This window comes from Streptomyces sp. PL-25 (genome assembly GCF_058344915.1).
The window spans coordinates 3,556,827-3,579,486 of record NZ_CP136997.1; the positions used below are offsets into that span (position 1 = coordinate 3,556,827).

General features: G+C 73.7%; 18 protein-coding genes. 10 read left to right on the forward strand and 8 right to left on the reverse strand.

The window, feature by feature from the left end:
* Positions 1–59 precede the first annotated feature (59 nt).
* Entirely contained in the window at positions 60–1,043 is a 984-nt protein-coding gene (locus R4Z62_RS15820) for a nucleoside hydrolase (protein ID WP_382848071.1), read from the reverse strand.
* A 370-nt stretch (positions 1,044–1,413) separates the two neighbouring features.
* On the opposite strand from R4Z62_RS15820, the gene R4Z62_RS15825 reads away from it, so the two are divergent.
* A complete protein-coding gene (locus R4Z62_RS15825; RefSeq protein ID WP_491520112.1) occupies positions 1,414–2,286 on the forward strand; it encodes a hypothetical protein in 873 nt (290 codons plus the stop codon).
* Positions 2,287–2,313: 27 nt separating this feature from the next.
* Here the strand turns inward: R4Z62_RS15825 and R4Z62_RS15830 are convergent, their stop codons facing one another.
* Together R4Z62_RS15830 and R4Z62_RS15835 are read right to left on the reverse strand one after the other, a co-directional pair.
* Entirely contained in the window at positions 2,314–2,598 is a 285-nt protein-coding gene (locus R4Z62_RS15830) for a ribosomal protein L7/L12 (protein ID WP_355476515.1), read from the reverse strand.
* 65 nt (positions 2,599–2,663) lie between these two features.
* Positions 2,664–4,007 (reverse strand): helix-turn-helix domain-containing protein, encoded by a 1,344-nt coding sequence (locus tag R4Z62_RS15835; RefSeq protein ID WP_064534238.1) that lies wholly within the window; start codon positions 4,005–4,007, stop codon positions 2,664–2,666.
* A 222-nt stretch (positions 4,008–4,229) separates the two neighbouring features.
* Here R4Z62_RS15835 and R4Z62_RS15840 point away from each other — a divergent pair, with 222 nt between their 5' ends.
* Both R4Z62_RS15840 and R4Z62_RS15845 read left to right on the forward strand, forming a co-directional pair.
* Entirely contained in the window at positions 4,230–4,397 is a 168-nt protein-coding gene (locus R4Z62_RS15840) for a hypothetical protein (protein ID WP_159393104.1), read from the forward strand.
* 76 nt (positions 4,398–4,473) lie between these two features.
* Positions 4,474–5,697 (forward strand): IS4 family transposase, encoded by a 1,224-nt coding sequence (locus tag R4Z62_RS15845; RefSeq protein WP_491519417.1) that lies wholly within the window; start codon positions 4,474–4,476, stop codon positions 5,695–5,697.
* Positions 5,698–5,870: 173 nt separating this feature from the next.
* Here the strand turns inward: R4Z62_RS15845 and R4Z62_RS15850 are convergent, their stop codons facing one another.
* The 4 genes from R4Z62_RS15850 to R4Z62_RS15865 all read right to left on the reverse strand — a co-directional run bounded on the left by R4Z62_RS15850 (position 5,871) and on the right by R4Z62_RS15865 (position 11,558).
* A complete protein-coding gene (locus R4Z62_RS15850) occupies positions 5,871–7,325 on the reverse strand; it encodes an extracellular solute-binding protein (RefSeq protein ID WP_491520113.1) in 1,455 nt (484 codons plus the stop codon).
* A complete protein-coding gene (locus R4Z62_RS15855; RefSeq protein WP_491520114.1) occupies positions 7,325–10,039 on the reverse strand; it encodes a caspase family protein in 2,715 nt (904 codons plus the stop codon). The genes R4Z62_RS15850 and R4Z62_RS15855 overlap by 1 nt, the downstream gene beginning before the upstream one ends.
* Before the next feature lie 4 nt (positions 10,040–10,043).
* Positions 10,044–10,406, reverse strand: coding sequence for an effector-associated constant component EACC1 (locus R4Z62_RS15860; RefSeq protein WP_355476524.1), 363 nt, complete (start codon positions 10,404–10,406; stop codon positions 10,044–10,046).
* Between the two features lie 66 nt (positions 10,407–10,472).
* Positions 10,473–11,558: a hypothetical protein gene (locus R4Z62_RS15865; protein ID WP_491520115.1), complete on the reverse strand. Its 1,086-nt coding sequence runs from the start codon at positions 11,556–11,558 to the stop codon at positions 10,473–10,475.
* Between the two features lie 191 nt (positions 11,559–11,749).
* On the opposite strand from R4Z62_RS15865, the gene R4Z62_RS15870 reads away from it, so the two are divergent.
* The 6 genes from R4Z62_RS15870 to R4Z62_RS15895 all read left to right on the forward strand — a co-directional run bounded on the left by R4Z62_RS15870 (position 11,750) and on the right by R4Z62_RS15895 (position 18,413).
* Positions 11,750–12,202: a hypothetical protein gene (locus R4Z62_RS15870; protein WP_355476528.1), complete on the forward strand. Its 453-nt coding sequence runs from the start codon at positions 11,750–11,752 to the stop codon at positions 12,200–12,202.
* A gap of 164 nt (positions 12,203–12,366) precedes the next feature.
* On the forward strand, positions 12,367–13,350 hold the full coding sequence (locus R4Z62_RS15875; RefSeq protein WP_491520116.1) for a hypothetical protein: 984 nt from the start codon (positions 12,367–12,369) through the stop codon (positions 13,348–13,350).
* A gap of 131 nt (positions 13,351–13,481) precedes the next feature.
* A complete protein-coding gene (locus R4Z62_RS15880) occupies positions 13,482–15,029 on the forward strand; it encodes a VWA domain-containing protein (RefSeq protein ID WP_491520117.1) in 1,548 nt (515 codons plus the stop codon).
* Positions 15,030–15,198: 169 nt separating this feature from the next.
* Positions 15,199–16,914 (forward strand): methionine--tRNA ligase, encoded by a 1,716-nt coding sequence (metG, locus tag R4Z62_RS15885; RefSeq protein ID WP_064534214.1) that lies wholly within the window; start codon positions 15,199–15,201, stop codon positions 16,912–16,914.
* A 159-nt stretch (positions 16,915–17,073) separates the two neighbouring features.
* On the forward strand, positions 17,074–17,988 hold the full coding sequence (locus R4Z62_RS15890) for a hypothetical protein (protein ID WP_491520118.1): 915 nt from the start codon (positions 17,074–17,076) through the stop codon (positions 17,986–17,988).
* A complete protein-coding gene (locus R4Z62_RS15895; RefSeq protein ID WP_491520119.1) occupies positions 17,988–18,413 on the forward strand; it encodes a hypothetical protein in 426 nt (141 codons plus the stop codon). The genes R4Z62_RS15890 and R4Z62_RS15895 overlap by 1 nt, the downstream gene beginning before the upstream one ends.
* Before the next feature lie 90 nt (positions 18,414–18,503).
* Here R4Z62_RS15895 and aspS read toward each other — a convergent pair whose 3' ends face one another.
* Positions 18,504–20,267 (reverse strand): aspartate--tRNA ligase, encoded by a 1,764-nt coding sequence (aspS, locus tag R4Z62_RS15900; RefSeq protein WP_064534207.1) that lies wholly within the window; start codon positions 20,265–20,267, stop codon positions 18,504–18,506.
* Between the two features lie 193 nt (positions 20,268–20,460).
* On the opposite strand from aspS, the gene R4Z62_RS15905 reads away from it, so the two are divergent.
* Entirely contained in the window at positions 20,461–22,641 is a 2,181-nt protein-coding gene (locus tag R4Z62_RS15905; RefSeq protein WP_064534205.1) for a SpoIIE family protein phosphatase, read from the forward strand.
* The last annotated feature ends 19 nt before the right edge of the window (positions 22,642–22,660 follow it).

The window sequence follows — 22,660 nt, forward strand, 5'->3', positions numbered from 1 at the left end:
GCTCGGCCGTGCTCGGCCGTGCTCGGGCCAGTCGTGGGGCGGTCCCGTCCGCCGCGCGGTCAGGCCCGCGCGCCCGCGCCCTCGACGGTGGCCAGGTACAGCTTCACGTACCGCTCCACGTCGACGTCGAGCGCCACGTCCACCAGCGGCTGCTCACGGGCCTCGCCGTGCAGTTCCGCCTCGCCGGGGCGCCGGCGGCGGTCGACGACCGTCTGGCCGCGCCCCGGTCCCGGCGCGAGGGTCACCTCGACGGGCAGCCGGTGCGTGGTCAGCCCCGCCGGGTCGGCGACCGCGCAGACCGCTCCCGCGTCCCCGAGGCCGCCCGCCGGGTCCTCCTCACTGGTCACCGGGTCGCGGTGGGACAGCAGCCGCCCGGCCAGCCGCGCGCCCGGCTCGGTGCTCTCCCCCAGCCGGCGCACGTCACCGGCCGGGACGACGACCCGCTCGAACACGTCCAGCCCGTACATCGTGGTCGGCACCCCGGCGCTCAGCAGGATCGCGGCGGCCTCCGGGTCGTGCCACACGTTGAACTCGGCGACCGCCGTGGCGTTCCCGGTGGCCACCGCGCCGCCCATGAACACGATCCGCTCGATGTTCCGCGTCACCTCCGGGTGGGTGCGCAGCAGCAGGGCGATGTTGGTCAGGGGCGCGGTGGGGATCAGGGTGACCGGCCGGGGCGAGTCCAGGACCGTGCGGCGCAGCAGCGCCACCGCGTCCGCGTCGGTGGGCCGCCGGGCCGGGGCGGGCAGGCCGAGGTCGCCCATGCCGTCGCGGCCGTGCACATGGAGCGCGGTGCGCACGGGCTCGATCAGCGGGCGCTCGGCGCCGCGCGCCACCGGGATCTCGGGTGCGCCCGCCTGCTCCAGCACGGTGAGCGTGTTGCGCACCACCTGGTCCACGTCCGTGTTCCCGGCCACACAGGTCACCGCGCGCAGGTCGAGCCCCGGGTGCCGGACGGCGAACAGCAGGGCGAGCGCGTCGTCGACACCGGTGTCGCAGTCGATGATCACGGGCGTGGCGTCGGAGTTGGACGGACCGGTCACGGCGGGCTCCCTCGAAGACTCGCTTGTACTCGCACTCCGCTCCCGACCCTATGCGCCCCGCCTCCCGGCCCGGTGCGCCCCGGCACCGCGTCACCCGGCCGCCGCTGGTCCGGCGGCGCTGGTCCGGCGGCGCTGGTCCGGACGGCCACCGCCGTGCCGCCCGCGCCCCCGCGCGCGGCGCCGTCCGTGCCGCTCACCCGGACGGACCGGCGCGGTGGTGCGGGGCGGGAGTCGGTGGTGCGGTGGGATGACCGTCCGGTGCGCGTCGCGGGCGTCGTGCGCGTCGCGGGCGTCGGTGCCCCGGCGCCGCTGCCGCCGTGGCCGCCCCGGCCGTGACCGTCGTCCGACCGTCGTTGTGGAGGACCCGCCCATGCCCCGGCTCCCGGCTGTCCGTGTCCTTGCCCTCGCCGTGCTCTGCGCGGCCGGTCCGCCGGTGCTGACCGCCTGCGGCTCCGGGCAGGAGGCCCGGCCCGCCGCCGCCTCGCCGTCCGCCGCCGCGGCCTCCCGGCCGGCCGCCCCGCGGACACCGGCCGCCCCCACGGCACCGGCCGCCCCCGCCGGGCTCACCGCGGCGCAGGCGCAGGCCGCGCTGCTCACCGAGGACGACCTCGGGGTGCCCTGGGAACCGACCGAGGGGGCGGCGACCTGGCGGGACGGCATCCTCAAGGCGCGCACCGGCGCCGGGACCGCGCCCGACTGCCAGCGGCTCATCGACGCGCTCTACGCCGACCAGCCGCTCGGCGCCCCCACGGGGACGTACGCGGTGACCGGTTTCGACGACGGCGACGACCGGGCCCAACTGCGCCACCAGGTCCTCACCCTGCGCCCGGCGGACGTGGACCGCACCCTGGCCTGGCTGCGGACGCTGCCGCGCACCTGCGCCCGGTTCACGGCGGCGACCACCCGGGCCGGGGAGCAGACGGTGCGGGTCAGCGACCTCGCGCTGCCCGCGCTCGGCGACGCCCGGCAGGGCCTGCGGATCACCTTCACCGGGCCGCGCGACAGCGCGGACGGCGCGAACGGCGCGGACGAGCCGGACTTCGGCGGCCGGGAGGACGACGGGGACGGCACGGACACCACCGCGCTCACGCTCGACGTCGTGGCCGTGCGCGTCGGCGGCGACGCGCTCACCCTGACCGACGGCGCCCCCGGGGACCTCCCGTCCGACGCCACCCTGACGGCGGCCCAGCTGGGCGTGGAGCGCCTGACGGCGGCCCGGGACGGAACCCGCGCCCAGGCATGAGCGACGACGACGCCGAGCCGGCCCGGTTCAGCCGGCGGCGATCCGGTCCACGGCCTCCTTGGCCTCCTTCAGACCGGCGTCCGTGGCCTCCCGGTACAGCTTGACCGCCTGGATCTTCCGTCCGGTCCGCGCCAGTTCGGCCACCTCGCCCCGCCACGGCTGCTCCTCGCGCAGCCCCAGGTGGTCCAGGATCAGGTCCAGCTTGTGCTCGACGCGGGCGGTGCGCCGGTCGGTGCGGGCGATCCGGATCTCGATCGTGGCGAACCCGGTGAGCAGAGCCGCGAAGACGATGACGAAGACGAGTATGTCCATACGGTGATCCTAGGAAAGCGCGCCCTGTGCGCCCGGCGTGGACACGCCCCGGACGGCGCCCGGTGTCACAGCGGAGGCTGCGCGGGGGCCGGGCCCAGCGTGGTGGTGCCCGGGGCGGTGCGGTGGCCGAGCCCGGTGCGGTAGGCGTCGAGGGCCGCCTCCACCCGGCCGGTGCGGCGCAGCAGATCACCGAGGAGGCGGCACAGGTCGGCCAGGTCACCGGCGGCACCGGCCCGCTCCAGGAGGCTCAGCGCGCGGACGTAGTGCTCCTCGGCGGCCTCCGTGTCCCGGGCGTCCTCGGCGATGATGCCGAGCAGCCGGTGCGCGGCGGCGGCGTGCATCGCGCCCCGCTCGGAGGAGAGGTCGCCGAGCACGTCCCGCAGCAGGTCGGCGGCCTGCCCGGACTTGCCGCGCCGGTGCAGCACGTCGGCCAGTTCGACCGCGACCTGCCGGGTGTAGAGGGCGGCCCGCTTGGCGGTCAGCATGTCCAGCGCGGACCGCAACTCCTGCTCGGCGCGCTCCAGTTCGCCGTTCTGCGCGCAGACATAGCCGCGCATCCAGTGGCAGTTGGCGAGTTCGGTACGCAGCTGGAGGTGGCGGTAGAGCTCGGCGGCCTTGGCGAGCGAGGCGTCCGCCTCGGCGATCCGGCCCTCGGCGAGCAGGGTGCGGGCCACCGACCGGTGCATCCGGGCCACCAGCGCCGGGTCGCCCGCCTGCGGGGCGAGCGCGAGGGCGAACTCGGCCGCCTGCGCCGCCCGCGCGTGCGCGCCCATGTCCATGTACGGGCCGATGACACCGGCGTAGAGGAGGAGCAGGGCGTCCGGGTCGTGCAGTCCGGAGCGGTTGAGTTCGTCGAGGGTGGACTCGAAGAGGTAGACGGCGTACCGCAGTTCGCCGGTGAGGTAGTGGGCGACGGCCCGGCCGCGCAGCGCGGGGACGCGGGCGGGCAGCGGCGCGTCGGCCAGGGCCTGCTCGGACTGCTCGAAGTAGCGCCGCCCGCTCTCCAGTTCACCGGTCTCCAGGGCGCATTCCCCGAGCCCGAGCAGCGCGTCGGCCCGGATGTCGGCGAGGTCGAGCTGCTCGGCCTCGGCCAGCAGCTCCCCGTACAGCTCGGCGGCCCGGCCGGTCTCCCCGGTGGCCAGCGTCCGCTGCGCCTCGGTCAGCCGCAGCCGCAGATCGGTGGCGAGATGGGCGGGGCGGCCGGTGGCCAGCTCCTCGTAGGCGACACCGAGCCGTTCGGCGAGGTGGCGCAGCGCGGCGTCGGAGGGCCGCACCCGCCCCGCCTCCAGGGTGGAGACATACGCGGGTGTGTACGCCGGTTCGGCCAACTGCTTCTGGGTGAGGCCCCGTTCGCGCCGCAGCCGCTGCACCCTGCGCCCGATGGTCTCCGGGTCGTCCCGCTTCGCCATGCGCCTCATCATGCCAGTACGCGCACCCCCCGGCCCCCGCGTGCCCGGCCCGCCGCCCCCCGGCGGCGACCCGCGGGGACATCTCACCCACGCCGGTCCAACTCCCCTTGTTTCCCTCCGGTTTGCCCTTCCGGCCGAGCGCTCCCACACCCTAGGTTGGGAAGTACGTTAAGCCTGCTTAACCCCCCACTGTCGTTCCCTGCCGCTGTGAGGTCGGTCGCCGTGTCCGGACGCCCTGTCGCCCGCCCTGGTCGCATCTCCGCACGCCATGTACGAGGACTCGGCGCGGCCCTCGTCGCCGTGGCCGCCCTGGTCGCGGCCGCCAACGCGGGCCCCGCCCCCACGACCGAACCCGATCCCGGGCAGCAGGTCGTGGTCCAGGGGCGTTAGGGCCGGTCCGCGGAGGCTGCCGGCGGGCTAGGACCAATGCCGGTGACTTAGACGGCTGTGCCTCGTTGTCTTTCGTGTGGCGAGGGTGGGGCAGGTCAGGGTGCCTGCGGATGAGCGGTTGTCGGACCGGATCGCGATCGGGGTGCTGACGCAGGCGTTTCCGTCTCGTCTGGTCGATGAGGTGATCGCCGAGAGCGGCCGGACCGAGCAGCGCAGCCGTCTGCTGCCGGCGCGGGTGGTGGTCTACTTCGTTCTCGCGATGTGCCTGTTCTTCGGGCAGGGATACGAGGAGGTCGCCCGGCTGCTGGGCGAGGGGCTGGGTGATGGGCGGCGGTCGTGGCGGGTGCCGACGACCGCCGCGATCGGCCGGGCACGCCGGCGTCTTGGTGTGGAGCCGTTGAGGGCGTTGTTCGCCCGGGTCTGCCGACCGGTGGCCGTGCCCGGGACGGCGGGTGCCTGGTACCGGCACCGGCGTCTGGTCGCGGTGGACGGCACGTCCCTGGACGTGGCGGACACGGCGGCCAACGCCGAGTTCTTCGGCCGCCATGCCTCGACGCGCGGAGCAGCCGCGTTCCCGCAGGCACGGCTGGTCGCGCTGGCGGAATGCGGCACCCACACGGTGTTCGGGGCCGTCATCGGTCCGCAGTCGGCGAGCGAGCAGAGACTCTCCCGGCAGCTGTTTTCCCGGCTCCGGGAAGGGATGCTCCTGCTCGCCGACCGGGGCTTTTACGGATTCGAGTTGTGGCAGGCCGCCCGGGACAGCGGCGCGGACCTGCTGTGGCGGGTGCGCAAGAGCGCGGTCCTGCCCGTCACCCAGGTCCTCGGCGACGGCTCCTGCCTCAGCACGGTCCATGCCGAAAAGGACCGCAGGAGCCGCCGCAACCCGGTGGTGGTCCGGGTGATCGAGTACACCCTCGCCCGCACCGGCGACGCCACCGTCTACCGCCTGATCACCAGCCTGCTCGATCCAGAGGAAGCACCCGCGCGGGAGCTGGCCGCGCTCTACGCCCAGCGGTGGGAAATCGAGACCACGCTGGACGAGATCAAGACTCACCAACGCGGCCCGAAGCTCGTCCTGCGCTCGAAATACCCGTGGGGTGTGGAGCAGGAGATCTACGGCTTCCTCCTGGTGCACCACGCCGTCCGGCAGCTGATGCACCAGAGCGCCCTGCGCGAGGGTCTGGACCCTGACCGCCTGTCCTTCACCCGGTCCCTGCGGATCGTGCGCCGCCAGGTCCCGGCCCAGGCGGCGTTTTCCCCCCGGCCGACTCGCCCGGGCACTGGCCCGCACCCTCGCTGAGATCGCCGAACGCCTCCTGCCCCCACGCCGCCACCGCACCTGCCCCCGAGTGATCAAACGCAAGATGTCCAACTGGCCGCTCAAACGGGCCGAGCATTCCAACTGGACACCCCCCGCGCCGGACACCGTCACCATCACACGGCAGGACAGAACTTAAGTCACCGGCATTGGGGCTAGGACCCGTCCGGCAGCACCTTCCTCAGCGCCTCGTCCAGTTCGGCGGCCAGGGCCGCGTCGGTCGGGGGGTCGTCGGTGAACAGGCGGCCCAGTTCGGTGGTGAAGGTCTGGGTGAAGGCGCCGTAGAGCGGGGTGCGGGGGCGGGGCACCGCGCGGGTGAGGGCGGGCAGCAGGATGCGGCGGGCGTAGTCGGGGCGGCCGGCCGCGTCGCGCGGCATCCGGTCGGTGCTCTCCCCGGTGGGGGCCGGTGAGGGGACCGCCTCCACCGCGCACCGCACCCGGTCGTCGGTGTACGCCGACGTACGGGTCGCGGCGAACCCCGCGTCCAGCAGGCAGCGTTCGCTCTGCGCGCTGGTGAGGTAGGCGATGAGCTGCGCGGCCTTGCGGGGCCGCTCCGAGGACCGGGCCACCGCCAGGTTCTGCCCACCGAGCACCGCCCGGCCGGGCAGCGGCGCCACGCCGAGCTGCCGGGACGAGAAGGTCTGGTGCAGCGTGCCGTAGGCGTAGGGCCACTGCCGCAGGAAGGCCGTGCGGCCGCTCGCGAAGTCACTGAGCGAGGCGGCCTCGTCGGAGGCGAGGGCGTGGTCCAGGGTGTACGGCTTCTCCGTGCGCCGGCGCAGCTCCGCGATGCCGTCGGCGAGCTCCTGGCGGGTCGCGGTGTAGCGGCCCGACTCGTCGGTCAGGGCGAAGTCCTTCGTGGCGGAGGCGAACGCCTCGATGGCGTTGACCGTGCGGCCCTCGTAGGCGGCGAGCTGCGTCGTCCACGCCTTCTCGAAGCCCTTGGGCGGATGCGTGTCCAGGACGTCGGCGAGATCGCGCAGCCGCTGCCAGGACGTGCCGGGCCCGAGCACGGGATCGCGGACCCCGGCCTCCCGCAGCTGGTCGAGCCGGTAGTACAGCAGCCCCACGTCGGTGTTGAACGGCACCGCGTAGACCCGCTTCTTCCAGTACGCCGTGGCGGCGACCGAGGCGATGACGTCGCCGTCGAGCGCGCCGTCCGGCAGCGGATCGACCAGCGCGGCCTCGGCGAACTCCGGCACCCAGGTCACGTCCAGGTTGACCACGTCGTAGTCGGCGCTGCCCGACTGGAGCGCGCCCAGCAGCTGGCTGCGCTGCTCGTCGGCCGAGCCCGGCAGCTCGACCAGCCGCGCGTGGTAGCCCGTGTTCTCCTTGTCCTGCTCCCGGTTCCAGGCGTCGATGAGCTGCTCCCGGACGCCGTTCTTCCCGGTCACGTCCCGGCCGCTGGCCACCACGATCTCGCCGGGCACATCGGCGGAGGGCGACCGCTCCGCCTCCGGCCCGCCCCCGCCGGTGCAGCCCGCGACCGCGGCCAGCACCAGCAGCACGGCCGCCGCGACCGGCACGGGCGCCACCGGTGACAGGGCCCGCGGCAGCCGCCCGCCGCGCCGGGTCCGCCCCCCGCGCCGGTGCCCGGTCCCGCGCCGTCTCATCAGTCCTCCCCCGTCCCCACCCGCGCCACCTCGTCGTGCAGACCGGTGCCGAGGTCGTCGGCCGTGTCCAGGCAGCGGCCGTGGCTCGCCTCGGCGACGGCGGCCGCCGGGCGGCCCCGGTCGCAGGAGCCGGCGACCAGGGACACCATGTCCACCGGGACCTTCCGCTGCCGGGCCCGCTCCAGCACCTGGGCGAGGTTCCGGCCGGTCAGCCGGTCGTCGTCCTCGTCGTCGGTGATGTAGACGATCAGCTGGGGCCGCTTGTCGTCGGCGCCGCGCTCCGCCATCGTGTCGAGCGCGTCGAGCAGCGCCGCGTGCGGATCGGACTCGGCGTCGCGCACCCGCGCCGCCGCGTCCACGCCGCGCTCGGCGTCGGCGCGCCGGTGATGCCCGAAGGCCAGCACCTCGTCGTGGTGGCGGCCCCCGGGACCGTCGTACACGCCCCACACCCCGTACTCGTCCTCGTCACCGAGCCCGCCCAGGGACTGCTTCAGGATGCCGGGGCCGCCGCTGGGACCCGGCCATCGCGTGTGCATCGAGCCGGAGCTGTCCAGCAGGTAGAGGACCCGGCCGGGGCCGTTCGCGCTGCGGTAGCGGCTGAGCGCGGTGTCCACCGCCGTCCGCGCGGCGGCGCCCGGCAGCGGCTCCGCGGCGCGCAGCACCCCGGTGTCGGCGGGCCCGCCGCCGAGCAGCGGATGCCCGGTGCCCGTAGCGGAGCGGAATCCGGCGGCGGCGAAGGCGGCGAGCCCGTCCCGGCCGGTGAGCCACGCGTGGAAGCGGTCCACCGCGTCTGCCCGGACGGCGGCGTCCCGGTCCCCGCCGTCCCAGGCGACCCGGACGAACGTGGGCGTGAGCGCCGGTACGTCGGACGGGTACTCGGCGCTCCGCGGCACCCGGGTGTTCTTGGCACAGCCCACCCCGCTGACCAGCAGGAACTCGGGGACCAGGGCGGCGGTGCGGGCGTCCGCCGCGCGGTCGGCGGGCAGCGCGCACAGCAGGTCGGCGGCGGTCGGGGCGGGCGGGCCCGCGGTGCGCACCCCCTGTTCGGCGGCGCGCGGGTCGGCGCCGCCGCCGTAGAGGCCGACCGTCGCCAGCAGCGCGGAGTCGGTGACCTCCGGGTCGGCGCGCAGCACACCGGCCGCCGCGTCCCGCGCGCGCAGCTGGGCGACCAGCCGGGCCAGCGGCAGCCCGGTCCGCTCCTCCGCCCGGCTCCCGGCGAGCTTGCGCGGCACGGCCAGCACCACCGGCGAGTACGCGAACGGGCCTGCGTCGGGCCGCAGTTCGGCGAAGCTGCGCTCGGAGCGGTCGGTGCCGACCCGGGCCACGTCGGTGCCCGAGGCCGGGATCCAGACGTCCGGCTGCGGGCCGATGTCCCGCTGCGGGTTGGTGTCCTCCTCGCGCGGCTCCTGCCAGGCGTCGGTCTGCCGGCGCAGCGCGGTGACCGCCGCTCCGGCGCCCGCGCTGTAGACGGTGATGCCGGTACGGCGGCAGCCGTGTCCGGCGTCGTCGGCGCCCGAGGCGAGATAGGCGTCCGCGGCGGTGCGGACCACCGGCTCCAGGTCGGGGTCGGTCAGCACCCGCAGTTCGAGGGGCGGACGGCAGGCGGGGGCGGCCCCGGCACCGATGAACCGGGACGCGATGACGTAGCCGCCCCCCGCCAGGACCAGCACCAGCGCGACGGCCACCCCGGCCCTGCCCCACCACCCGAGCCGACCGAGCCGTCCGAGCCGCCCCGACTGCCCGAGCCGGCCGAGCCACCGCACCCCGGCGCCGGTCAGCGCCCCGGCCGCCCCCACCGTCCCCAGCAGCCCCGCGAGCACCCGCCGGACGCGGACCGCCCCCGGCCCGGACCGGGGCTCGCGGGGCCCCGGCGGAGGCGGCGGAGACTCCGGCACAGGCGGGGACGGGGACGGGGGCGGTGACGGAGGCGGCGGAGACGGCGCGGGCGCGGGCGGCGGCTCCGGGTGCGGGCGGGGCCCCGACCGCAGCAGGACGTCCGTGTCCGGCGCGGCGGCGAGCTGCGGCTCCCAGGGATCGTTCTGCGTGGTCGTACGGCCCGCCCCGAGCATCCGCGCGCGCACCCGCCCGTAGACCTCCAGCAGCGACCGGTCCCCGCCCGCCTCCAGCAGCCGTACCAGCTCGTCGGTGAACGGGGTCGGGCCGGTGCCGTCGCCCGCGTCGATGAGCCGGTTGGCCTGCACGCTCATCAGCAGCAGGATCTTGTGCCGGCCGGGGAAGTCGTGCCACACCTTGGCGGCGTTGCCCGCGTAGCAGCAGTCGAGGATCACCACGATCCGCTCGGCGCCGCTGCCCGCGAGCACCGTGAGCACCTCGGTGAACGAGGTCGCGTTCGGGAAGACGGCCTGCGCGCCCGCGACCACGCGCGCGTTGCGCATCTGGAGGAACAGCTCGTTGCCCGCGCTCGGTACCGCGCCGTGCCCGGCGAAGTAGCACAGCAGCAGCCCCTCGGCCTCGTGCGCGGCGCGGCGCAGATCCTCGCCGAAGTCGTCGTGGGAGGGCGAACGGCAGTCGGTGATCTCCCGGTCCGCGAACACCCCGCCCCGCAGGGCCTGCCGCAGTCTGCTGACGTTGTGCCGCACGGCGGGCAACTGCCCGGCCACCCCGTCCCACGCGACCGGCTTCGTGTGCTCGTACTCCGACACGCCGACCAGCAGCGCCCGGTTCACCCGCCCCCTCGGGTCGAAGCGGCCCACGGCCCTACTCCTCGCCGGAGTTCACCGGATCGACGCGCTGCTCGGGCGGGGGTCCGGGCTCCACCCGGCGGCGGTTCTCCCGCCAGGCGGCCACGGCTCGTCTCGTCTGCTCCAGCAGCTCGCCGAAGACCACTTCGGCGCCCGCACCGGCCAGGACCAGCAGGATCTCCATCCCGGCGCCCATATGACCGGGCGGCGCGTCCGAGCGCGGCTGCTCCAGGATGTGCAGGCGCCCGTCGGCGACCAGTTCCTCCAGCGGATTCTCCCGCTCCAGCCACGCCTTCAGCGCGTCGATGTCGCGGTTGCTCGCGCTTCCGTCCAGCCGGACCCGGATCGCTCGGCCGGCCACGCCCTCCCCCTCAGCCATGACTCACCATTCTGGCACCGCGCACGCGCCCTGGGGAGAGGGCGTGCGCGGGCGCCGTCGCCCCCGTCAGTCCTGCGTCTGCAACTGCCTTAGCTGCCTTCGCACATGGTCCAGCGCACCCTGCTGCCGGCCCGGCACCCGGTCGCGCAACTCGGCCAGCAGCGGCCCCAGTTCACGGGCGCGCTCCGCATCGCGGATCTGCCCCCACTGGTGGTGCGCCCGGTCCACGGCGGCCTCCACCTGCGGCGCGTCGGCGCTCTGCCCCATGGCCAGCCGGGTGGCGGCCACCGCCAGCCAGGTACGGCAGCTGCGGGCCGCGTCCCCGGCGAACATCGCGAGGTCGGCGCGGACCTCGCTCCAGTGCAACGCCTCCTCGGAGGCCGCCCCGTGCTCCCGTACGGCGTCCTGCTCCCAGCGGGCGGCGAGCGCGTCGGCGTCGCCGTGCCGCCCCGACTCCACCCGGGCCGCGATGGCCGCGTGCGGGTCGGCCGCCGCCGGGCGCCCCGCGGCGAGCACCAGCCCCGGCCCGGCCGGGGCCCCGCGCGACCCGGCGCCCTCCTCCACGGCCAGCCGCGCCAGCGCCTGTTCGTGCAGGTGGGCCACCGGCGGCCGGTGCCCGCTGCGCAGGATCGTCGCCACCGCCTTCATGTACGCGGGCTGGGCCACCCCGCGCCGGGACGGCGGCGGTGCGACCCGGCCGTACACGGCGATGTTGCCGCCCGTGTCCAGCGGACGTTCGTGCAGATGGCGCCAGCTCTCCTGGTCCGCGTACAGGTCGGCGACCAGCGTGGTGGTGCCGTCCGGGCGCAGCCGCAGCTCCTCGCGCAGCCAGTGCCAGGGCAGCGCGGTGTAGCGCACGGTGGCCGGGGCGGTGCGGGCCAGCGCCAGGTGCGGCAGGTGCTGGCGGCGGTCGAGCTGGAGCTGTCCGGTGAGGAAGACGGTCAGCGGCCCCGGGGAGGCGGCGGCGGCCCGCAGCCGGGTGAGGACGGCCTGCGGCTCCAGCGGGTCGGCGAGTTCGACGACGCTCGCGGTGGGCGTGCCGGACAGGACGGCGGGCTCGACGGCGGCCAGCACGGGCAGCACGGACGCCGCGTCCACCAGACGGCCCTTCCCCACGGGCGAGGCCGCGAGCAGCAGCACGGTTCCGGGCATGGTCCCCCCGCGGTGTTCCGTTCGTCGGTCGCGTACGTCAGCACCGTAACCGCTGCTGGTGCGCGGGCGGATGCCGGACCGGGAACATCCCTCCCCCGCGCCGACTTGCCGCAGCCGCCCGGCAGGTGTGCTCTGGTAGGCGGGGGCGAGGAGCAGAGGAGCCGGGGAGGCACAGCGAGAGGAGCGCTCTCATGGTTCACGCCGCACCCGTGTCCGGCCGCACCGCAGGGGCCCGTGCCCGGCATCCCCGGACGCCCGACGTCTTCAGCGACCGCGCCCATCTGATCGCCCGCTGGGCGGGCCCGTTCGCCATCGGGCTCGTCTACGGCTACTGGGCCGCCGCCAACCGGCGCTCCGGCGGTCCGATCACCGCCGGGAACGTGGCCTTCGGCTTCGTGACGGCGATCGTGTTCACGCTGCTCATGGCGGGCGTGCTGACCCTGGCCTCGCGCCTGCCGCGCGAACTGCACGCCTTCCTGTGGTTCCTGTTCACCGGCGCGGCCTTCGGGTTCCTCTTCGGCCAGTCCGGCCGCTCGGTCCTGCTGACCATCGGCCTCTCCCTGGCCTTCGGCGTGGCCGTGGGGCTGATCTGCTTCTACTGGGTCTACACGCACGAGGACGCCAGGGGGCGCCGCATCGGCTGACGCCCCGGCCGAGCGGACCGCGGCCCCGGTGCCGTCCAGGGGGGCGCGGTGCCGTTCTGGGCCGGGGCCTTCCCCATGCCCACCGTGTCCCGCGTACTCTGCGTCGTCACCCGATTGCCATACGCCCGCTCGCGGCCGGCCCGGTGGAAGACTTCGCTGGGAGCGTGACCCGACGCCTGCGCAGCGGCCTGTCGGCCGTACTGATCGCCCTCTCGTGCCTGCTCGTGCCGTTCGGCGCGCTGTCGGCCTGGGCGGCGTACGGGCTCGCCGACACCGGCCGCTACGTCACCACGATGGCGCCGCTCGCCGCCGACCCGGACGTCCGCGACGCCATCGCGGACACCGTCGGGAACGGCATCGTGGCCGAGATCGGCCGGGTGACGGACGCCGGGCCCGCGCGGGCGGCCGTGACGCCGTTCGTGCACGACGCGGTCCGCTCGTTCACCCAGACCGCAGCCTTCCGCACCGCCTGGAACGAGGGCAACCGGGTCGCCCACGACGCCGTCCTGCGGGCCCTGCGGGACGGCCGCGACGGCCACGACCGCCCGGTCACCGTCGACCTGGCACCGGTCACCGCCCACGTCAAGGCCCAGCTCGCCCAGGACCACGTGCCGCTCGCGGGCCGCATCCCCGTCGCGCACACCGAGGTCGCCCTGCTCCCGGCCCAGGACCTGGGCCGCATGCGGAAGGAATTCCACGTGCTCGAAGTCGCCGGCTTCTGGCTGCCCGTCGCGGCCGTCGTGTTCGCCGTCGCCGGCATCGCCCTGGCCGCCCGGCGGCGCCGCGCGGTGACCGCGACCGCGCTCGGCACCGCCCTCGGCGGCGCGCTGCTCGGCCTGGCCCTCGCGGTGGGCCGCAGCCTGACCCTGGCCGACCTGCCGCAGGAGGTCTCCCAGCCCGCGGCCGGTGCCGTCTACGACGCCCTCACCGCCACCCTGCGCACGGCGTCCTGGCTGCTGGTGGCCCTGGGCCTGATCGTGGCCGCCCTGACCTGGCTCACCCGCCGCCGCGCACGCCGCACCGGGACCGGGACTGGGACCAGAACCGGTCCGCGCCCCCGCGCCCGGTTCCGCCTCGGACTGCGCCGCCGGACGCCCGGGACACCCACCCCGCCCCAGCAGCAGGAGCCGACCCGCGTCGAGGCCTGATCCGGGCGGTCTTGACAGCGTCCGGGGCCCGTCACTCTCCCGTGACCGGGATCGTCATCGGGGGCCGCTAACCTTACGTGTCCGTCCTGGCCAGGGATCGACGGGATCAACTCACGCGAAGGGTTGCGCACATGGGCATTCTCACTCGCCTGCGGAACGCGTTCGGCCGGTCACGCAAGGGGCGTGCGGCCGAAGCAGAGGGTGCGGAGCAGGTGCCGGCCACGGAACCGGCCCCCGCCGCCGAGGAGCAGCCGGCGGCGGCGCCGAAGGTCCCGGCCCCGGCGGCCGAGCCCGCCGCGGAGCCCGCGCGGGAGCCGGAAGCGGACCCGGCTCCCGCCGCCGTGACGTCTCCCGCCCCGGAACCGGAACCGGAACCCGCTCCCGCGGCCCGCATCCCCGACCCGCGCACGCCCGCCGCCGACGAACACGAACTGGTGGCCGCGGCCTTCGACAACGTCACGGTCCCGAAGCAGCCGGAACCCCGGGAGGCGGCCCCGGAGCCGGAACCCGAACCGGAGCCGGAGCAGGAAGCCGAACCGGAACCGCAGCCCGCGCCGGAACCGGACGCCGCGGCAGAGCCGCAGCAGGTCGCCGAACCGGAACCGGCGGCGGAACCGGAACCCGCCCCCGAGCCGGAAGCCGAACCGGAAGCCGAGGTGGAACCCGCCCAGCCGCAGGCACAGGAAGCGGAGAAGCCGCAGGAGCCGGAGACACAGGCGGCACAGGTGGCACAGGAGCCGCACGAGCCGCACAAGCCGCAGGCACAGGCGGCACAGGAGCCGCACGAGCCGCAGGCGCAGGAAGCGCACGAGCCGCGGACGGAGGAAACGCAGGAGCCCCAGGAGTCCCAGGAAGCCCACGAATCCCAGGACGCCCAGGACGCCCAGGAAGCCCAGGAAGCCCAGGAAGCCCAGGCGGAGGACACCCCGCAGCCCCCCGCCTCCGAGGCGGAACCCCCCGCCGAGACCAAGCCCGCCATCCCCCTCCCCCGCCTGAAGTCCCGCGCCCCCGGCCTCACCACGGCCTACAAGGCCGCCACCGCCGCTCTCAGGAAGAACGACCTCACCGGCGCCCGCGCCCGGGTCCACCTCGTCCTCGACCGCTCCGCCTCCATGCGCCCGTACTACAAGGACGGCTCCGCCCAGGCCCTCGCCGAGCAGTGCCTCGCCCTCGCCGCGCACCTCGACCCGGAGGCCACGGTCCACGTCACGTTCTTCTCCACGGAGGTGGACGGCACCGCCGACCTCACCCTCGCCGACCACGAGAACACGATCGACGAGGTGCACGGCACGCTGGGCCGCATGGGCCGTACGAGCTACCACGCCGCGGTCGAGGCGGTCCTCGCCCACCTCGACGAGCAGAAGGCCGCACAGAAGACCGCGCAGGGGACGGCGGAAGGGACGGCGGACCAGCCCCCCGTCCCCACCCTGGTGGTCTTCCAGACGGACGGCGCCCCCGACGCCAAGACGCCCGCCACCCGCGCCCTGGCCGACGCCGGGACGAGCCACCCGGAGGTGTTCTTCTCCTTCGTCGCCTTCGGCGAGCACGACAACAAGGCGTTCGACTACCTCCGCAGGCTGAAGACCGGCAACGCGTCGTTCTTCCACGCCGGCCCGGCGCCCCGCGAGCTGACGGACAAGGCGCTCTACGAGGGGGTCCTCGCGTCCTGGCGCCCGTGACGCACCGCGCCCGACGCACCACCCACCGCGCCGCCCGCCTCCCACCTCGTAGAACGGGAGGCGGGCGGCGCGGCCGTGTCGGCTACGATTTCAAGGTTCGTAGACAGTGTCGGACGGCCACGAAAGCCGCCGACCGTCACCCCACGTAGCGACTTGGGAGCAGCCCGCGATGGCTCGACACCTCATCACCAGCGCCCTTCCGTACATCAACGGGATCAAGCACCTGGGCAACATGGTGGGGTCCATGCTCCCGGCGGACGTGTACGCGCGCTATATGCGGCTGCGCGGCCACGAGGTGCTGTACATCTGCGCCACGGACGAGCACGGCACGCCCGCCGAGCTGGCCGCCAAGGAACGGGGCATCCCGGTCGCGGAGTTCTGCGCGCAGGCGCACGACGCGCAGAAAGCGGTCTACGACGGATTCTCGCTGGCCTTCGACTACTTCGGCCGGAGTTCCTCCCCGGAGAACGTGGAGATCACCCAGCACTTCGCCCGCCGCCTGCACGAGAACGGCTTCATCGAGGAGCGCGCGATCCGCCAGGTGTACAGCCCGGCCGACGGACGCTTCCTGCCGGACCGCTATGTGGAGGGCACCTGCCCGCACTGCGGCTACGACAAGGCGCGCGGCGACCAGTGCGAGAACTGCACCCGGGTCCTGGACCCGACCGACCTGATCAACCCGCGCAGCGCGATCTCCGGTTCGACGGATCTGGAGGTGCGCGAGACCAAGCACCTCTTCCTCCTCCAGTCCAAGCTCCAGCACGAGGTCGAGGAGTGGGTGGCCCGGCACGAGGACCGGTGGCCGCAGCTCGCCTCCTCCATCGCCCGCAAGTGGCTGACCGAGGGCCTGCACGACCGGGCGATCACCCGCGACCTGGACTGGGGCGTCCCGGTCCCGGCGGACACCTGGCCGGAACTGGCGGCCGAGGGCAAGGTCTTCTACGTCTGGTTCGACGCGCCCATCGAGTACATCGGCGCGACGAAGGAGTGGGCGGACCAGGACCCGGAGAACCGCGACTGGAAGTCGTGGTGGTACGAGGCCGACGACACCGTGCACTACACGGAGTTCATGGCGAAGGACAACGTCCCCTTCCACACGGTGATGTTCCCGGCGACCGAGCTGGGCGTGCGCGAGCCGTGGAAGAAGGTCGACTACGTCAAGGCGTTCAACTGGCTGACGTACTACGGCGGGAAGTTCTCCACCTCGCAGAAGCGGGGCGTCTTCACCGACCAGGCCCTGGAGATCCTCCCGGCGGACTACTGGCGCTACTTCCTCATGGCCAACGCGCCCGAGTCGGACGACTCCTCCTTCACCTGGGAGCACTTCACGGCGACGGTGAACAAGGACCTGGCCGACACCCTGGGCAACTTCGTCAACCGGGTGCTGTCCTTCTCCAAGAAGCGCTTCGGCGCCGAGGTCCCGGCCGGCGGTGCGCCGGGCGCGGCCGAGGAGCGGCTGGGCGAGGAGATCGCCCGGCTGCTCGCCGAGTACGAGGAGCAGATGGAGGCGCTCCAGTTCCGCAAGGCGAGCGCCGCGCTGCGCGCCCTGTGGTCGGCCGGCAACTCCTACCTGGAGGAGAAGGCCCCCTGGCTGGAGATCAAGACCGACCAGGACGGCGCGGCCCTGACCCTGCGCACGGCGATGAACCTGATCCACCTCTACGCGGTGGTCTCGGAGCCCTTCATCCCCACCACCGCCAAGGCCATGCGCGCCGCCTTCGCCCTCTCCGGCGACACGGCCCCCTGGGTCAGCCCCGACCAGGCCAGGGCCCTCACCGCCCTGCCCACCGGGACCCCCTTCACGGTCCCCCCGGTCCTCTTCGCCAAGCTCACCGAGGACGACCTGGCCACCTACAAGGAGCGCTTCGGCGGCACCGAGCAGTGACACGCCTCTCGAAGGCCCGGAAAGCATCCGCCCGGATCCGCTTTCCGGGCCTTTCGCATGCCGCTTCTCCGATGAACGGAACGTTTTTGCGGAACTCGAAAGAGTGAACGCCCCCAGATAAACGGATATCCCACCACTCTTCCGGCCTAGTTTGCGCTCATGGTCACCGCAACACACGAGACCGCGCACCGGATCTTCCAGGAGCATCCGGAGGTTCTCGCACCCGCCTTCGAGGCGCTGGGTCTGCCACCGCCCGTGAAAGCCGACATCGAGGTGCTCTCCCCCGATGTCACCGAACTCCGGCCCATGGAACGCCGGGTGGACACCGTGCTGCGCATCGCGTCCTCCGCGGGCGACGACTTCATCGTCGCCGTCGAGACGCAGACGCGACGCGCCCCGGACAAGGAAGCCAACTGGGCGTACTACGTGGCGTATCTGCGCGCGAAGTTCGACCTGCCGGTCCTGCTCGTCGCCGTCTGCAAGAACCGCTCGACCGCCTCCTGGGCGATCGGTCCCTTCGAGTGCCGTGTCGGCCCGTGGATCACCCAGGCCACGCGCCCCTTCGTCCTCGGCCCGGACACGGTCCCGGAGATCACGGACGAGTCGATGATGGCGCAAAAACCCGCACTGGCGACCTTCACCGCCATCGTGCACAGCGAGAGCCCGAACATCGACGCCATACTGGACATGCTGGCCCGCGGCATGCGGTCCTTCGACTTGCAGACGGCCATGTACTGGTGCCAGTTCCTGGAAGTCGGGCTGGAGAACACTCCGGCCCGGGAGTCATGGAGAGGATTGCAGAAAATGGTCGCCACTTTCTTCCCCGGCCGGGGAACGCTCATCGAGGAGACGTACCTCCAGGGCGAGGCCAAGGGACATGCCGCCCTGATCCTGCGCACGCTGGAGAAGCGCGGGATCAAGGTCCCTGACGAGGCCCGCGAGCGGATCACCTCCTGCACCGACCTCGACCAGCTCACCACCTGGTTCGACCGGGCCCTGACAGCCGAAGCGGCCGACGACCTCTTCCCGGAGGTCCCCGACGACGGCCCACGCGACAAGGGAGCCTGCGGATAATGGTCGGCACCTACTTCCCCGGCCGGGGCACACTCTTCGAAGAGACGTACCTGGAGGGCAAAGCCGAGGGCGAGGCCGAGGGACGCACCACTCTGATCCTGCGTGCGTTGGAGAAGCGCGGGATCGAGGTCTCCAGCAAGGTCCGCGACCGAGTCGTCTCCTGCACCGACCTGGCCCAGCTCACCATCTGGTTCGACCGGTCCCTGACCGCCGAATCAGCGGCGGACCTCTTCATCAGGAACCCCGAGGACTCCGAGCTGGCCGCGCTGACCCTGCGCATCCTGGACAAGCGCGGGATCGACGTTCCCCACCCGGTCCGCAGACGCATCACCTCCTGCACCGACCTCGACCAGCTCACCACCTGGTTCGACCGAGCCCTGACGGCCGAAGCGGCCGACGACCTCTTCGCGGAACCCGCCGGCTGAAAACAGAACTCCGCCCTGAGCGCGAAAGCGGTCCGGAACCCCTGGGTCGGGGTTCCGGACCGCTTCTGCGATGTCGCTGTGCCGGGACGGCTACTTCGGCTGGGGCTTCTGGATCTTGAGGTGGAGTTCGCGGAGGCGGGACTCGTCGAGCTCGGTGGGGGCGCCCATCATGAGGTCCTGGGCGTTGCCGTTGAGCGGGAAGGCGATCGTCTCGCGGATGTTGGGCTCGTCGGCGAGAAGCATGACGATGCGGTCGACGCCGGGGGCGATGCCACCGTGCGGCGGGGCGCCGAAGCGGAGGGCGCGGAGCATGCCCGCGAACTCGCGCTCCACCGTCTCGTTGTCATAGCCCGCGATCTCGAAGGCCTTGAGCATGATGTCCGGCTCATGGTTCCGGATGGCACCGCTGGACAGCTCGACGCCGTTGCAGACGATGTCGTACTGCCAGGCCAGGATGTCCAGCGGGTCCTTGTTCTCCAGGGCCTCCAGACCGCCCTGCGGCATCGAGAAGGGGTTGTGCGAGAAGTCGATCTTCCCGGTCTCCTCGTCCTTCTCGTACATCGGGAAGTCGACGATCCAGCAGAAGCGGAAGACGCCCTCCTCGAAGTGCCCGGCGCGCTTGGCGGCCTCGACCCGCACCGCGCCCATGATCTTCGAGACCTCGTCGAACTCGCCCGCGCCGAAGAACACCGCGTGACCGGCGGCCAGGGAGAGGCGCTTGGTCAGCTCGGCGACGTTCTCCTCGGTGAGGAACTTCGCGATGGGGCCGGTCAGCGAACCGTCCTCGGCCACCCGCACCCAGGCCAGGCCCTTGGCGCCCAGCGAGACCGCGTAGTCACCCAGCTGGTCGAAGAACTTGCGCGGCTGGTCCTGGACCGCCGGGACCGGCAGCGCGCGCACATGCTTGCCGGCGAACGCCTTGAACTCCGAGTCCGCGAAGACATCGGTGAGGTCCACCAGCTCCAGCTGGGCGCGCAGGTCCGGCTTGTCGGAGCCGTACTTGAGCATCGCCTCGCGGAACGGGATGCGCGGGAAGGGCGAGGTGACATGGCGGCCGCCGCCGAACTCCTCGAACAGCTCCGTCATCAGCTGCTCGATGGGCCGGAACACGTCCTCCTGCTCGACGAAGCTCATCTCCACGTCGAGCTGGTAGAACTCGCCCGGCGAGCGGTCCGCGCGGGCGTCCTCGTCGCGGAAGCAGGGCGCGATCTGGAAGTAGCGGTCGAAGCCGGAGATCATCAGCAGCTGCTTGAACTGCTGCGGCGCCTGCGGCAGCGCGTAGAAGCGGCCGGCGTGCAGCCGGGAGGGCACGACGAAGTCGCGGGCACCCTCGGGGGAGGTCGCCGTCAGGATGGGCGTGGCCATCTCGTTGAAGCCGAGGGCGACCATCTTGTGCCGGATCGCGGAGACCACGGCGGTGCGCAGCATGATGTTGCGGTGCATGCGCTCGCGGCGCAGGTCCAGGAAGCGGTACTCCAGGCGCCGCTCCTCGTTGACCCCGTCCTCGGCGTTGATCGTGAACGGCAGCGGAGCCGCGGCGCCGAGCACCTCGACCGTCCCGACCTCGATCTCGACCTCGCCGGTGGGCAGCTCCGTGTTCACGTTCTCGGTTCCACGTGAAACAACGCTGCCGTCGACCCGGACGACCGTCTCCTTGGAGAGCTTGTCCAGCGCCTCGTACGCGGGCGTGCCGGGGCGGGCGACGAGCTGCGTGATGCCGTAGTGGTCGCGCAGATCGATGAAGAGGATGCCGCCCAGGTCGCGCCGATTGTGCAGCCAGCCACTCAGCCGGACGTCGGTGCCGACGTCAGAGGCGCGGAGCTCGCCGCAGGTGTGGGACCTGTACCGATGCATCGTCGTTCATCCAGTCTTCGCGGATCGGGGATCACCGGGCGGGCACGGCCCGGACCCACCCAGCCTACCGGCCGAGCGGAGATCGGCTCCCCCCATATCAGGGCGGTCCGGCCCCGTCCGTGCCCGTACGGGCGCCCGTACGTCCGTACGTCTTCGGTGGCAGTGTGCGAGAGGCTCTTCTTACAGTGGGGCAATGCGCACTGGTGAGCCCCTGCCCGCCGTGGGGGACGTCCTGGCCGCCCTCGCCACCGGGACGTGGCACTGGGACACCTCCACCGGGCTGGTCGCGGTCGACGCCGAGGCGGCACGGCTGCTCGGGCTGCCCGCCGAGGACGTCACCCTCACCGAGGCCCAGGTGCGCGCCCGCCTGCACCCCGTCGACTGGAACGAGATCACCGGTGTGGTGCAGCTCGCCGCCGCCGAGGGCACCCTCGCCGAGGTGCGCGTCCGGATCATGGACGAGCGGGGCCGGATCATCCGGGTGGTCCGCAGCCGCTCCCGCCCCGCCTACGACTCCCGCAAGAAGGCGTACGAGCTGATCGGCACCCTCCAGGAGGTCACCGAGCCGACCCCCGGTTCCCCCGCGGGGCGCAGCGCGGTCACCGGGGACTGGCGGCGCTCCCGGGAGGCGTTCCTGCTGGACGCCGGCCGCGCGCTGGCCGAGGCGCGCTCCACCGCCGAGGTGCTGCGGGTCGCGGCGGGGCTGGCGATGCCCGGCTTCTCCCCCGACGGGCTGGCCGTCTTCGGCGTCGAGGCCGACCATCTGACGATCATCGGCCACCACGGGCAGCAGCAGGGCGACGAGGTCCCCTTCGTGCACATGACCCTGGACACGGACTATCCGGCCGCCGAAGTGATCCGCACCGGCCGGGCCGTCTATCTGTCCTCCCCCGAGGAGTACCGGGCCCGCTATCCGCTCACCTGGAAGCTGGCCCAGCGCTTCGGCCGCCGCTCCTGGGCGTTCCTGCCGCTGACCGCCTCGGGCCACACCATGGGCGCCTGGATGGCGGCCTTCACCTATCCGGTCGCCTTCACCCCCGACGAGCGCTCGGTGCTGACCACGGTCGCCCGCATGCTCGCCCAGGCGCTCTCGCGGGCCGGGACCGCCGAGACCGAGCGGGAGCTGAGCGAGGGCCTCCAGCGCTCGATGATGCCCACGACGGGCCCCGCCGTCCCCGGCATGGAGGTGGCGGCCCGCTACGTCCCCACCGGCGGCGGCCTCCAGGTCGGCGGCGACTGGTACGACGTGATCCCGCTGCCCGGCGGGCCCGCCCGGAACCGCGCGAAGGACGGCGCGGGCAGGTTCGCCCTGGTCATCGGCGATGTCCAGGGCCATGACGTGCGCGCCGCCGGTCTGATGGGGCAGCTGCGCATCGCCCTGCGCGCCTACGCCTCCGAGGGCCACCGCCCGGACGCGGTGCTCACGCGCGCCTCGCGGTTCCTGCACGGCATCATCGATGAAAGCGCCGACAGCGCCGGCAGTGCCGACGACGCCGACATCGCCATCAACGACCTGCGCTTCGCGACCTGCCTGTACGCCGAGGTCGACCCGCGCACCGGGGTCCTGGAGGTCGCCCGCGCCGGGCACCCGGACCCGGTGATCCGCATGGCGGACGGCACCGTCCTGCAGCGGCCGACGGCCGGCGGGCTGCCCCTGGGTGTCGACCCGGACGCCGACTACCCCACCACCCGGTTCGTGCTGGAGCCCGGCGAGACCATGATGATCTGCACGGACGGTCTGATCGAGACCGGCGGCCATGACCTGGACACCGGCTGGCAGCGGATCCGCACCATCCTGGAGCAGCACGAGGGCGACGCCGAGGAACTGGCCGACGCGCTCGTGCAGGCGGTGCACGGACCCTCCTCGCACCACACCACGGGTCCGCTGGCCGACCGCCGCGAGGACGACATCGCCGTACTGCTGCTGAGCCGGCACCCGGACGGCCGGGACGCGGCCGCCGTCCGCCCGGAGGTCCGGCGCACCCTGCTGACCGTCGCGCAGGCCGAGCCGGAGCGGGTCGCGGTGGCCCGGCAGCAGCTGCGGGAGCTGCTGCACGACTGGTCGTCCGCCGACCAGGTGGACTCGGCCGTCCTGCTGCTGTCCGAGATGCTGACCAACGTGCTCGTGCACACCGACACCGACGCTCTGGTGCTGGCCGAGGTGAGCGGGGAGCGCGGCGAGCGGCGGATGCGGGTGGAGGTCAGCGACGCGGGCGACGACCTGCCGCACAAGCGCCGGCCGGGCGAGCTGGCCTCCTCGGGGCGCGGCCTGGTGCTGACCGAGCTGCTGGCGGACGCCTGGGGGGTCGAGCCGCGCGGCGAGGGCAAGAGCATCTGGTACGAGCTGTACGAGCCGCCGCGCGACAAGCCCTGAGCAGCCCGGCGGACGACCG

Coding starts and splice junctions, on each gene's coding strand:
- R4Z62_RS15835 (WP_064534238.1), bottom strand. CDS start 4,007: ATGGCGAAGCGGGACGACCCGGAGACCATCGGGCGCAGGGTGCAGCGG.
- R4Z62_RS15880 (WP_491520117.1), top strand. CDS start 13,482: ATGGGCATTCTCACTCGCCTGCGGAACGCGTTCGGCCGGTCACGCAAG.
- R4Z62_RS15870 (WP_355476528.1), top strand. CDS start 11,750: ATGGTTCACGCCGCACCCGTGTCCGGCCGCACCGCAGGGGCCCGTGCC.
- R4Z62_RS15905 (WP_064534205.1), top strand. CDS start 20,461: ATGCGCACTGGTGAGCCCCTGCCCGCCGTGGGGGACGTCCTGGCCGCC.
- R4Z62_RS15825 (WP_491520112.1), top strand. CDS start 1,414: ATGCCCCGGCTCCCGGCTGTCCGTGTCCTTGCCCTCGCCGTGCTCTGC.
- R4Z62_RS15830 (WP_355476515.1), bottom strand. CDS start 2,598: ATGGACATACTCGTCTTCGTCATCGTCTTCGCGGCTCTGCTCACCGGG.
- aspS (WP_064534207.1), bottom strand. CDS start 20,267: ATGCATCGGTACAGGTCCCACACCTGCGGCGAGCTCCGCGCCTCTGAC.
- R4Z62_RS15895 (WP_491520119.1), top strand. CDS start 17,988: ATGGTCGGCACCTACTTCCCCGGCCGGGGCACACTCTTCGAAGAGACG.
- R4Z62_RS15860 (WP_355476524.1), bottom strand. CDS start 10,406: ATGGCTGAGGGGGAGGGCGTGGCCGGCCGAGCGATCCGGGTCCGGCTG.
- metG (WP_064534214.1), top strand. CDS start 15,199: ATGGCTCGACACCTCATCACCAGCGCCCTTCCGTACATCAACGGGATC.
- R4Z62_RS15865 (WP_491520115.1), bottom strand. CDS start 11,558: ATGCCCGGAACCGTGCTGCTGCTCGCGGCCTCGCCCGTGGGGAAGGGC.
- R4Z62_RS15890 (WP_491520118.1), top strand. CDS start 17,074: ATGGTCACCGCAACACACGAGACCGCGCACCGGATCTTCCAGGAGCAT.
- R4Z62_RS15850 (WP_491520113.1), bottom strand. CDS start 7,325: ATGAGACGGCGCGGGACCGGGCACCGGCGCGGGGGGCGGACCCGGCGC.